The sequence below is a fragment of the Cellulophaga sp. HaHaR_3_176 genome (assembly GCF_019021925.1).
GTDB lineage: Bacteria > Bacteroidota > Bacteroidia > Flavobacteriales > Flavobacteriaceae > Cellulophaga.
In genome coordinates, this window is record NZ_CP058990.1 from 678,985 (window position 1) to 692,916 (window position 13,932).

A 13,932-nucleotide genomic window follows, 5' to 3' on the forward strand; every position below is an offset into this window, starting at 1 on the left:
TAATTTTAAAACAACTTCTAATCTGAGTTGAAACAATTTAATTAATCATTTTCAGCTTTTTAGTTACTGATTATAGTTTGCGAATTAGCGACTTGTAAAGTAGCTAATTTAAACTCTCCCTCATATTCCTATTATAAAACTTAGCTTAATTATAAATACAGTAACCAAAATCATTTTAAAACTTCTTAAATTGTGAGAATCTTAATAAATTGAATTTAGTATAGATTTTTTATGAAAAGTAATTTTCACCTAGTCTTAGGTTTCCTTTTATTATTTGCAACTACTAATTCAGTAGCTCAAGAGTTGCCTCCAATACAAAAATTTACGCCAACAGATTATGATGGGGAAAATCAAAATTGGATGATTTCTCAAGCGCCAAATAAATTTATTTATGTAGGTAATAATGAAGGTCTGCTTGAGTATAATGGTGCTGATTGGAAAATGTACCCATCACCCAATAATACAATAATAAGGGCCGTTAATGTTATCGAAGACCAAGTGTATACAGGCTGCTACATGGAATTTGGTTTTTGGAAAAGAGATGAGTTTGGAAGCTTAAAATATCAATCATTGGTTCAGAAGTTTGATGAACAGATGATTGAGGATGAACATATTTGGAATATTATTACGTATGATGATTGGATTCTATTTCAATCTTTTAATAGAATTTATTTTTATAACCCTGTTAGTGGAGCTAAATCAATTATAAATTCTAAAAATGGTATATCAAGAGTTTTTAATATTCAAAATATTATTTATTATCATGTTAATAATGAGGGTATTTATAAAATTGAATCAGGCAAACCTAAATTAATTATAGACAATTCTACTTTTGTAAATGACAAAGTAGTTAATATGTTTCATATTAAAGGAGGACTACTTATTCAAACTAGAAGTTTGGGTTTATTTACTTTAATTGATCATAAATTATCTGAGTGGAATATTCCTGCAAATGAAGTTTTAAAAAAAATGAATGTATTTAATAGCATTCAGCTTAATGATGAAACTTTTGTTATTGGCACCATAAAAAACGGAATAATTTGTTTGTCAAAAGAAGGTAATATAGAATTAAAGATAGATAGAAGTAATGGCCTTAGTAACAACACAGCGTTATCTCTTTTCGAAGATATTGATGAAAATATTTGGGTTGGTTTAGATCATGGTATTGATTGTATAAATATTAAATCGCCAATACGTTTATTTAATGATGATGAAGGAAAAATAGGGACGGTATATACATCAATAGTTTTTAATGACATATTGTATTTAGGAACAAATCAAGGACTTTTTTATAAAAAAATAAATACACAAGATTCATTTAAGTTTATAAAAGGAACCGCAGGTCAAGTTTGGAGCTTATTCTCATTTAATGATGAATTATTTTGCGGACACCACACGGGTACATATACTATTGATAAAAACAAAGTTGCTTTAATATCGAATACACCAGGTACATGGAGTTTTAAAAAAGTTGAGGAAGAAAGCAATATGCTTTTACAAGGTAATTATAACGGGTTATATGTTTTACAGAAAGATAAAGGTGTATGGGGATTAAAAAATAAAATAAAGGGTTTTGATAATTCAGCTAGATACTTTGAGCTATTAAACAAAAATGAAATTTGGATAAGTCATGCTTATAAAGGGGTTTTTAAACTTTTATTAGATGATTCTTTTTCAAAAGTTAAAAGTATATCAATCGATTCGACTGTAAATATTGATAGAAACTCAAGTTTAGCTAAATATAAAAATAGATTGTTATATGCTTATAATAATGGAATTTTCAGCTATGATACTCTCAAAAATAGTTTCATAAAAGATACCTTATTAAGTCCTATAGTCACACAATCAGAATATATATCGGGTAAATTGGTAGTTGATGATACTCAAAAATTATGGGCGTTTTCAAGCGATAATATTAGTTATGTTGATGTAAATCATTTGACAAATGACCATGAAATTAATAAAATTTCAATTCCTTATTCACTTCGAAAAGGGCAAATTGGATATGAAAATATTTCCCATTTAAATAATGATAATTACCTTGTAGGTATAACAGATGGTTACCTTACGGTTGATATTTCAAGAATAAGTAGAAATAAAAATTACCAATTATTTTTAAACTCAGTAACGTTAAATACGGTAAGCTCAAACACGATATCTGTTGATGTCAAAAAAACAGGTGATTTTGAGTATGTGAACAATTCAGTAGTTTTTAATTATAGTGTACCTGTTTTTAATAAATATAGTAAGGTTAAATACCAGTATAAACTTAATGGTAGATACGATCAATGGAGTGATTGGAGTGATAAATCAGAACTAATATTTGAAAATTTACCTTTTGGAGAATATAGTTTAAATGTTCGAGCAAAAATTGGAAACCAATTATCAAGAAATATAATACATTATGATTTTAAAATAAATAGGCCTTGGTTTTTATCGAACACAGCGTTACTGGCTTATTTAATTTTTCTATTTAGTTTTTCATTTATGATGCACAGAATTTATAAAAAATATTATAAAAAACTTCATAAAAATAAACAGCTTGAAAGTGAACAGTTAATTTCGAATATTAAAAATGAAAAGCTAAATCAAGAAATAGAAAGTAAAAACAGAGAGCTTGCAATTTCTACTATGAGTATTATTAAAAAGAACGAAGTATTAAATAGTATAAAAAAAGAGTTAAAAAAGAGTAGACAAGCAGATTCTAAGGCTGCATTAAAACTAATAGATAACAATTTAAATGACACCGAAGATTGGTCTTTTTTTGAGCAAGCTTTTAATAATGCGGATAAAGATTTTTTAGATAAAATAAAATTTTCTCACCCAGATTTAACTCCTAATGATTTACGTTTTTGTGCTTATTTAAGGTTGAATTTATCATCAAAAGAGATGGCACCTTTGCTAAATATTTCAATAAAAAGTGTAGAAACAAAAAGGTATAGATTAAGGAAAAAACTAGGTTTAGAACATGACAATGGACTTGTTAACTATATCTTAAAGTTCTAAAACCACTACATGTCTTTTTTTTACCACGACATTGCCACTACAAAGGGTAAATAAGTCCTTATTTTCAGGTTTTTTTATCAAAATATTTTTCGATATCAAATCGCCGTCTTTGCTAGGTTTATAACTTACAATCTATTCCGTAATACCACTAAAAAATGCGATGTTCGTTTTTTATCGGGCATAAATTTATCAAATTCTTAATGTTAGACGCTAAGTTTACAAATACTTAATGTTAAAGTAAACCTAAAAATAAAGCGACACCATACTTTTGAAACTCAATTAAACTACTATTTATATGAAACTAAAACTATTTAATCAAAAAATTAAAATACTATTTCCTATGTTATTTTTGTTGACATCTGTTGTTGCAATAGCTCAATCACAAAAAGTAATTACAGGAACAGTATTATCAGCAGAAGATAATATGCCCTTACCAGGAGCATCGGTAGTTGTAAAAGGAACAACTAATGGAACATCAACAGATTTTGATGGTAACTTCACTATCTCAGTTAAAGAAAACGCAACAAATTTATTGGTATCTTATATAGGTTTTAAATCTAAAGAAATTGCAATAACAGGTAATACAATAACAATTATATTAACAGGTGATGCAGGTGCATTAGATGAAATTGTAGTTGTAGGTTATGGTACACAAAAGAAAAGTGACATTGTAAATGCAGTAGCAACTACTGATTTAGAAAAAGCTACAATTACACCTACTTCAGATGTTACTGAAATGCTTAGAGGTAGAGTTGCAGGTTTGCAAGTTGAAGTTGGAGGAGGTACTCTTAGACCAGGTGGAACTTCTGAAATTATATTTAGAGGTCGCAGCTCTATTGAAGGTAATACAAGTGCTATTTATGTAGTAGACGGAATTATTAGGCAAGGTGGTATTGAGGATATTAATGCTGATGATATTAAATCTATAGAAGTTTTGAAAGATGCCTCAGCACAAGCAATTTATGGTTCTAGGGGTGTAAACGGTGTAATTTTAGTGACGACTAAAAGAGGTACAAGTGGTAAGGTTAACGTATCGTACCATGGTTATGTAACTTCAAAAAATATAGAACGTAATTTTGATGTTTACAATGGTCAAGAATTTGCACAATTACGAAGAGAAGCAATTCGCTCTAATAGCGCAACTGACGAATACCCAAATGAAATAGATGCTTTTTCAGAGATAGAAATAGATAACATAGCAAACAATCGTTTTGTGAACTGGGAAGATGAACTATTGCGTTCAGGTGTTGTATATAGCCAATCGTTAAGTATTTCGGGAGGTACCGAAATGACTAAAGTTTATGGTAGTTTAAACTATTTTAAAGAAGATGGTATTATTCCAAAATCTAGTTACGATAGAAAAAATTTAAGATTAAATGTCGATCAAAAAATTAACGATAAATTTTCTGTAACATTTGATCTGAATTTATTGAACGACAATATTCAAAGGCCAGCAAGTATAAATGTAATTACAACATCTCCTTTAGGTAGTGCCTATGATGAAAACGGAAATATAACTCAATTTCCTAGTGGAGAAGAATTAACGGCTGTTAATCCGCTTTGGAACTTACGAGAGCAAGAAAATGATGAAAAAGGGAATGATTTTGTAATCAATATTACACCTTCATATCAAATATCAAAAGATTTACAATACCAATTAAAGGCTAACCTTACTAGAAAAAATTCAGAAAGAGGTCAATACCAATCTTCGTTAAGTTCTGCAGGAGATACAGACAGGGGTATTGCACGAATAGATAATCAATTAAGAGAATCATTTTTAATTGAAAACATCTTAACATTTGATAAAGAATTCAATGAAAATAACATTTTCAATTTAACATTGGTTCAAGCAAATGATGAAAATGAATTTACAAGAACCTTTACAGAAGGTAGGGGTTTTATAAATGAAACAAATGGTTATAATGGTATCACTGATGCTATCGGAAATGTAATTGTACAGCGTGACCAAACAACGTTGAGAACTTCTTCTTTTATGGCAAGAGCACGTTACAATCTTTTAGATAGGTATTTATTTTCTGCAACTTATAGAGCAGATGGCGCTTCTGTAAACGCAGAGGGCAATAAATGGATTCAGAACCCAGCAGCCTCTTTCGCTTGGAAAATACATAACGAAAGTTTTTTACGAGATGTTAACGCAATTCAAGAATTAAAGTTTAGAGCTAGTTATGGTTCTTTAGCTAATGCATTAAGTAGTCCTTATACATCATTATTCACCGCAGAAGGGCAGCAATATATTTTTGATGGTGAGACAGCATCAGGGTATTCTCCATCAACAGTTTTACCAAATGTAAATTTAAAATATGAGAGAATTACAACGTTAAACCTTGGTCTTGATTTTTCTATATTTAAAAATTTCTTAACAGGTAGTGTAGAATATTACGATTCAAGAACAAATGATCTTTTATTAAGAAGGGGAGTACCATCAATTACGGGGTATAGTTACACTTATTTTAATGCAGGAGAATTACAAAACACAGGGGTTGAATTGAGTTTGACGGCAAACCTTATCAATACTGAAGATTTAAGATGGTCAGTATCTACAAATTGGTCTAATAATAAAAATAATTTAGTTGAATTGTATCAAGACGGAGAAGGGAATCCGATACTTGAAGATGATGCTTATAATTATTATGTAGGGCAACCTAATGGAGTTATCAGGCAATATGCTTTTGATGGCATATGGCAAGTAGGTGATGATTTTGCTAATGCACCACAAGCAAACCCAGAATCAACTATTTCACAAACAGACCTTAGACCTGGTGATATAAAAATAAAAGATGTTAATGGTATAGATGAAGAAGGTAATGTAACAGGTATTCCTGACGGAAAAATAACAATAGAAGATCGTGTATTTACAGATCCTAATCCAGATTGGTTTGGTTCACTTTCATCAACCTTATCCTATAAAGGTTTTGATTTATTAGTAGATTTTTATGCTGTTGAAGGTGCTACTAAAGTAAATCCTTTTTTATCAGATTTTAATAACGGAGGTACGTTGTCAGGTAAATTAAATGGTGTTAAAGTACCGTATTATACTCCTGAAAATCCGTCAAACACATTTCCAAGAGCAAGTTTTGATGCGGCACCTCAATACATTAATTCTTTAGCGATTAAAGATGCTTCATATATAAGACTTAGAACTTTAAGTTTGGGATACACATTACAAGGTTCTTCAATTCCAAAACTTAATTTTAACCAAGTAAAGTTTTACATTACTGCAACAAATGTATTTACAAAAACAGATTATTTAGGCTATAGCCCAGAAGTAAATATTAGAAGTACTTTTTCTAGTGCCGATACAGGTTATCCAGATGCTAGAAGTTTAACATTTGGCGTAAAAGTTAATTTATAATTCTATTAAAAAACAACGTATGAAAACATCATTTTTTTATAAGAGAACAAAACATACCCTATTATTGGGTGTAGCCATATTATTTACATTAATTTCTTGTGAAGATTATCTTTCTGAACAGCCAACTACATTGATTGATTCTGACTATGTATATTCTACCGAAGAAGGTTTGAAATCAGGAATTGTAAGTTTATATAAATTCAATAGAGATCGTTACGATAGCTCAACAGAAGATTATATGGGAGGCGTTTTATTGCCTTCTAGAAGCGATTTAGCTTTTTCAAGAAGTGGCTATACAGGCTTAGTTGGTAGGTATGAAAGAGCCGTTTCTCAAATAGATTATGGAACTGAATTAGCATCATCTTTATTTTGGAAACACTACTATAATCTTACAAGTAAAGCTACGGATATAATTAATGCAGCAGAAACTTTAGAGAGTATTGATGAAGATATAAGAAATCAAATAATAGCTGAAGCAAAATTCTTCAGAGCAAATTCTTATTTTTTCCTTTATAGAATGTATAACAATATTTATGTTACTACAGAATCTGTAACTGTTGATAATGCTTTTAATCTTATAGAAAATAAATCGTCTAAAGAAGAAATTTTTGCATTACTAAATAGCGATTTAAGTTTTGCTATTGAACATTTAGATTGGAATGTGAATTTCGGACGTGTATCTAAAGGTACAGCGAAACATATAAAAGCTAAAGTAGCCATGTGGGAAGGTAACTGGGAAGAAGCAAAAGCACAAGCAGTATCAGTTATTGAGGATCCTGAAAGCCCACATAGTTTAGTTGCGTCTACTGCCGATGTTTTTAAAGGAGATAAAAATCATTCAGAACAATTGTTTACAATACAATCAGAAGATGATTTGTTAGGTGGCGGTGGCGCTACAATGATGAATGCAAATTATGTAACTCAATATTTTCAAATTTCAGGTATTAATGCTGATATAGCACAAGGTGGAAGAGGTTTTTCTAGAGTGATTCCAAATCTTTATTTATTGAATTTATTAGCAGAAGACCCTAATGATACTAGAGATGATGATACCTATTTTAGATTAAATTATTTTTATAACGATGTAAATAATTTACCAGAAGGTAAAAAAGTAGGAGATATCATTGATATTTATGAGCCAATTACAGATTTAGACAACCCAAGTGCTACATATACGACATATTACCAAAGGCTACATCCTTCTTGTATAAAGTATGCAGAAGATGATGATGACACAAATTCATATACTCAAAGAAGTAATGTTTTGATATATAGATTAGCAGAAACTTATTTAATAGCAGCAGAAGCGATGCTAAGATCGTCAGGAGATCCATTACCTTATATCAATGCAGTTAGAACTAGAGCAAATGCAACACCGCTAGTAAATGTAACATTACAAGATATATTGGACGAAAATGCTCGTGAACTAGCTTTTGAAGGTGAACGTTGGTTTACTTTAAAAAGATTTGGAGCCGAAGTATTAAACTTTCAAATGAGAAGTTATGCAGGTGACGGTGCATATTACCCAAGTTATTTTGATGGTAGTAAGGATCCAAGAGTAAACTGGGAAGATCATTATATCAATTTTGCAATTTTTCAAGAAGATTTAGATTTGTTGAGTCCAAATTACCCTCAAAACGATGGATATAATTAATAAATTTTTGAGTTTTTTAAATAGTTAGAATTTATGATTTAGGGGCATTTTTGCCCCTAAATTTAATGACCTTTAAAAAATAATTTTGCAATTTTTTAATTAATCTTACATATAAAATCATGCGTTATTTATTGATAAGTACATTGCTTGTAGCATTAATTTCTTGTAAAACATGGTCTCAAAAAAGCAATCACACTTTTGCAAATAACCCTGTAGTTGCACATCGTGGAGCTTGGAAAGCTAAAAACCTTCCTCAAAACTCTATCGCAGCATTAAAACAAGCTATTGCTTTAAATTGTGTTGGGTCAGAATTTGATGTTCGGATGACATCTGATAATGTGCTAATTGTTACTCATGATGCAGATTATAATGATTTGGTAGTTGAAGAATCTACCTATGCAGAACTATCTCAATACAAGCTTTTTAATGGAGAAATTTTACCTACTTTAAAAGATTATTTAGAGGCAGGTATGCAAAACAACTCTAATACAGGTTTAGTGTGCGAGATAAAACCTTCAAAAATTAAAGGTAGAAATAGCCTTATTGCAGAAAGTGTTGTTAAACTGGTTAAAAAAATAAAAGCCGAAGCATATATACTTACTTATATAAGTTTTAGTTACGAAACACTTATCAAAATTAAAGAGTTAGATGCAAATGCAAAAACGCAATATTTAGATGGTTCTAAAAGCCCAGAACAACTAAAAAAAGCAAATATTTCGGGGTTAGATTATTTGGTTTATAAACTTAAAAAAAAACCAGAATGGATAAAAAGTGCTAAAAAAAACTCCTTACTATTAAACGCTTGGGTTGGTAATACTGTAGAAGATATTGATTGGTTACTTGCCAATGAATTTGATTTTATTACTACTGATGAGCCAGAACTGGTATTTAAAAAAATACCAGAAAGCTCAATTACAGATAATTATGAGTTAGTATGGAGTGATGAATTTAATTATAAAGGAAAACTTGATAGTATTAAATGGGCTTATGATTATGGCTTTATTAGTAATAAAGAAAAGCAGTATTTTACCGATAGTTTAAAAAATGTAAGGGTAGTAAATGGACATTTAATTATTGAAGCTCATAAAGAAAAAATAGCTAACAAGGATTTTAATAATGATGTTTTAAAAAGTAAAAGTTGGTTAAACTATATAACAGAAATTGATACTGCACAATACACATCCGCTAGAATAAAAACAGCAGGTTTAGCATCATGGAAATATGGACGAATAGACGTAAAAGCTAAATTACCAAAAGGTAGAGGTCTATGGCCTGCTATTTGGATGTTAGGAGAAAATAGAAAAGAAGTTGGTTGGCCTGAGAGTGGTGAAATAGATATTATGGAGCACGTTGGTTTCAGTCCAGATTCTATATTTGGTACCATACATACCAAAGCATATAACCACATTAAACGAACTGAAAAAGGTAAAAAGGCTTATATTGAAAAACCTTACGATAATTTTCATGTGTTCTCAATAGAATGGACTCCTGAAAAGATGGATTTTTTACTAGATGGTGTTGTTTACAATCACATAAAAAATGAACATAAAACAACTGATGAGTGGCCTTTTGATCAAAAATTTCATTTAATATTAAATGTTTCTGTAGGTGGCATGTTGGGGGGGCAAAAGGGAATTGATAATACCGTTTTTCCTCAACAAATGATGGTTGATTATGTTAGAGTTTTTCAGAAAAAATAAATAAAATGATAAAATATTATACACTACTAGTTTTTCTTTTCTTAATGAGCTTTACAAGTTGTAAAAGCCAAGATTTTAGCGCCATGACGTACAATATCCGTTTAGATGTTGCGTCCGATGGAGAAAATGCTTGGACCAATAGAAAAGATTTTTTGAGCTCTCAAGTATTATTTTTTAGTCCAGATATTTTAGGAGTACAAGAAGCCAAGCCTAATCAGATGTCAGATTTAAAAACAGCATTAAAAGAATATAAGTTTATTGGTACAGGAAGAGATGGTGAAGATGAGGGAGAATATTCTGCTATTTTTTATAATGCTAAAAAATTTAAAATTGAAAATGAAAATACTTTTTGGCTTTCTGATACTCCAGAAAAAGTATCAAAAGGTTGGGATGCTGCATATCCTAGAGTTTGTACCTATGGCTTATTTACAGATCTAAAATCTTCAAAAAAAATATGGATTTTTAATACACATTTAGACCATGTAGGAGAACAAGCACGATTGAATGGCATACAGCTTGTTCAGCAAAAAATAGCTGAGGTTAACAACAAAAACTATCCAGTAATTTTAATGGGCGATTTTAATGTAGAACCTAATAGTTTATTGATTAAAAACTTATCAGAATCTATGTTAAATACCGAGACAGTATCTAACATAACATTTGGTCCAGACGGTACTTTCAACGGGTTTAAATTTAATGAAGCTGTAACAAGAAAGATAGATTACATTTTTATGTCTAAATCGCAACCTCTTCAAATAAATAAACAGGCTGTTTTGAGCGATTCAGATACGCTTAAATACCCATCAGATCATTTTCCTGTTTATATCGATTTTACAATAAAGTAAGCTTTTTTCACACATACTAAAAGAGTACTCAGAACTAAATTGGTGCTAAAAATATCAATTGAACTATTAAATTTGATTACATGAAAAAGCAAACATTATTAATTTTTGTAATAGTATTACTTGTTGGTATATCTTATAGTTTCAATCGTAGAATAAAGAATAGAATAGTTAATTCAGATGATAAGATAGAAGAAAAAGTAGATTCAGTTTTAGCATTAATGCATATAAACGAAAAAATCGGGCAATTAGTGCAATATAGTGGTAAGTGGAATGCAACAGGTCCATCATCATCAAACGGAGATCAACATAAGTTAAACAAACTTAAAAGGGGAGAAGTAGGTTCAATGTTAAACATTTCTTCAGTAGCATCTATTCGAGAAACTCAGAAAATTGTTATGGAGCATTCACGACTTAAAATTCCATTAATTTTTGGTTATGATGTTATACATGGGTATAAAACAATTTTTCCCATCCCTTTAGGTGAGAGTGCTAGTTTTGATTTAGATATTATAAAACAAACAGCAGCTATTGCTGCAAAAGAGACTGCCGCATCAGGTATACAGTGGACGTTTGCCCCTATGATTGATGTGTCTAGAGATGCACGTTGGGGTAGAATAATGGAAGGTGCGGGAGAAGATACCTACTTGAATACAGTTATAGGAGTAGCAAGAATACAAGGTTTTCAGGGCGATGATTTATCACTACCACATACTATTGCCGCTTGTGCTAAGCATTTTGCAGGTTATGGTTTTGGAGAGGCCGGAAAAGATTATAATACAGTGAACATTGGTGAGTATGAGTTACATAATACTATTTTACCACCTTTTAAGGCAGCTGCGGATGCTGGGGTAGCAACTTTTATGAACTCTTTTAATGAATTAAATGGAATACCTTCTACAGGGCATAAAGTGTTACAAAGAGATATTTTAAAACGAGATTGGGCCTGGGATGGATTTGTAGTTTCAGATTGGGGCTCTATCGGAGAAATGATAGCACATGGTTACGCTACAGATAAAAAACACGCAGCTGAAATAGCTTTAAATGCAGGTAGCGATATGGATATGGAATCATACGCATATGAAGCTCATTTAGAAACATTGTTAACAGAAAATAAAATAACGATTGAGCAGTTAGATGATGCTGTAAAACGTGTGTTGAGATTAAAATTTAAATTAGGCCTTTTTGATGACCCATATAAATATTGCGATGCATCTAGAGAAAAAAGTGAAGTCTATTCAAAAGAGAATTTAGAAATTGCTCGAGAATCTGCAAAAAAATCAATCGTTTTATTAAAAAATGAAACCAATTTATTACCACTATCTAAAAGCATAAAAAGTATAGCGGTTATAGGTCCATTAGCGAATGATAAAGATACTCCACTAGGTAATTGGAGAGCTAAGGGAAAATACAGTTCAGCAGTATCTCTTTTAGAAGGTGTTAAAAATGCTGTAGGAAAAAAAACTAAGATTTATTATGAAAAGGGTGCTGACCTTACTGTGCCAACATTAGAGCCAGGTGAAAATCAGTTCTTACACCCACTTAAATTTAATACAACAGATACCTCAGGTATTGCAGCTGCAGTTGAAGCAGCTAAAAAAGCAGATGTAGTATTGTTAGCTATTGGTGAAAATGCTTTTCAGACGGGAGAAGGTCGTAGCCAAACTAATATAGGTCTCCTTGGTGTACAGCAACAGTTACTAGAAGAAGTTTATAAAGTAAATAAAAATGTAGTTATTGTTTTAATGAATGGTAGACCTATGGATATTTCATGGGCAGCTAAAACAATACCTTCAATATTAGAGTGTTGGTTTTTAGGTTCAGAATCTGGTAATGCTATTGCTGATGTTTTGTTTGGAGACTATAATCCTTCTGGTAAATTGCCTGTTTCTTTTCCTTATCATGTAGGTCAAGAGCCTCTTTATTATAATCAAAAAAATACAGGACGACCTTACAGCAGTAAACATGTTACGTACTCTGGTTATACAGATGCTCCCAAAACAGCTTTATATCCTTTTGGGTATGGGTTAAGTTATACAAGTTTTGAGTATAAAAATTTAAAGCTAGATAAAAATACGATTTCAAAAAATGGACAAATAAAACTGTCTGTGGAGGTTTCAAATATGGGTGTTTTAGATGGTGAAGAAGTAGTGCAATTGTACCTTAGAGATATAGTAGGAAGTTTAACTCGACCTATAAAAGAGTTAAAAGCTTTTGAGAAAATACTTATAAAAGCAGGCGATACAAAAACTGTAAATTTTACTATTAATGCCGATATGCTTCAATTTTATACAAGTAACAAAGTATGGGAAGTAGAGGAAGGTGATTTTGATATTTGGGTAGGAGGAGATTCTAGCGCTAGTTTAAAAGCATCATTTAAAATTATAGAATAAAAACTATAAAATTCTTACATTTTTTTTCAAGAAAAACCATGTCAATCTCTTAAGATTCGCATGGTTTTTTGGTTTGATAAATTTATTTAAATATTCATTATCAGTTATTTAAATAAAAAAAATAATCGTTAACGTGTATTCTTACATCATTTTTGTAAGATTTCACAACAATAAGTAGGTGTGTTCCGAATTTCACACCTACATTTATGCCTTAAGATAATTTAAAGCCAAAATTTATGAAATCTTTCGTAACTCAAAATTTATTTACTCTATTAAAATGTATGTTGTTAAGTGGGGTCTTATTAATAAGTATTCAATCTTCAAACGCTCAGTCTGTTGGTATAAATACATTAAGCCCAGATGAATCTGCAGCTTTAGATATACAGTCGACAACAGGTGGCTTATTAATACCAAGAATGACAACAGCACAAATTACCGCTCTTACAAATCCAGCAGACGGGTTACTGATTTTTGATACGGATAAACAAAATACGGTAATGTTCGTTCAAGGTGCTGTTTACGATTTATATAATCGTGTAGCTACTACAGCATTTACAATATTATCAGGTATAACACCTTCAGGTTGGGCAAGTGTAAGTGATATTGCTCCGGCAGAACTTTTAGGTTTAACGATTCATAGGTTTCAACTGGACTTAACTAATGTGCGAGAAATGAGACTTATTGCGAACATCACGGGTTTAACATTAGGCTTAGGTTCTGGTTTAGATATGCTTTTACAATATTCAACAAATAATGGAACTACGTGGAGTTCTCTAAACAGTGCAAGTTTCGGACCTGGACTATCTATATCTGTAAATGGTTTAGCTAAAACACCATGGACTACAATTGATGCAGGTGCTCAAACCGATGTTATGTTAAGAATAGTTGGGCAAGCACAAGGTGGTGTTGTTACGCAAGTAGGCGTTGGTTTAGTAATGGTAGAAATGAGGTAGCAACTTCAGAT

The 13,932-nt window shown here is 30.9% G+C and carries 7 protein-coding genes; all 7 read left to right on the forward strand.

Annotated features, from left to right (window positions below; translation table 11 throughout):
* Positions 1-231: 231 nt before the first annotated feature.
* The 7 genes from H0I23_RS02995 (at position 232) to H0I23_RS03025 (ending at position 13,921) form a co-directional block, all read left to right on the forward strand.
* Positions 232-3,006 carry a triple tyrosine motif-containing protein gene (locus H0I23_RS02995; RefSeq protein ID WP_216784987.1) on the forward strand — a complete coding sequence of 925 codons (2,775 nt, stop codon included), beginning with the start codon at positions 232-234 and terminating at the stop codon, positions 3,004-3,006.
* 295 nt (positions 3,007-3,301) lie between these two features.
* Positions 3,302-6,379 carry a TonB-dependent receptor gene (locus tag H0I23_RS03000; protein ID WP_216784988.1) on the forward strand — a complete coding sequence of 1,026 codons (3,078 nt, stop codon included), beginning with the start codon at positions 3,302-3,304 and terminating at the stop codon, positions 6,377-6,379.
* Positions 6,380-6,398: 19 nt separating this feature from the next.
* Positions 6,399-8,033, forward strand: coding sequence for a RagB/SusD family nutrient uptake outer membrane protein (locus H0I23_RS03005; protein ID WP_216784989.1), 1,635 nt, complete (start codon positions 6,399-6,401; stop codon positions 8,031-8,033).
* Between the two features lie 119 nt (positions 8,034-8,152).
* Positions 8,153-9,733, forward strand: coding sequence for a family 16 glycosylhydrolase (locus tag H0I23_RS03010; RefSeq protein WP_216784990.1), 1,581 nt, complete (start codon positions 8,153-8,155; stop codon positions 9,731-9,733).
* 83 nt (positions 9,734-9,816) lie between these two features.
* Positions 9,817-10,578: an endonuclease/exonuclease/phosphatase family protein gene (locus H0I23_RS03015; protein ID WP_254073642.1), complete on the forward strand. Its 762-nt coding sequence runs from the start codon at positions 9,817-9,819 to the stop codon at positions 10,576-10,578.
* A gap of 80 nt (positions 10,579-10,658) precedes the next feature.
* Entirely contained in the window at positions 10,659-12,968 is a 2,310-nt protein-coding gene (bglX, locus tag H0I23_RS03020; protein ID WP_216784992.1) for a beta-glucosidase BglX, read from the forward strand.
* Positions 12,969-13,204: 236 nt separating this feature from the next.
* Entirely contained in the window at positions 13,205-13,921 is a 717-nt protein-coding gene (locus H0I23_RS03025) for a hypothetical protein (RefSeq protein ID WP_216784993.1), read from the forward strand.
* The last annotated feature ends 11 nt before the right edge of the window (positions 13,922-13,932 follow it).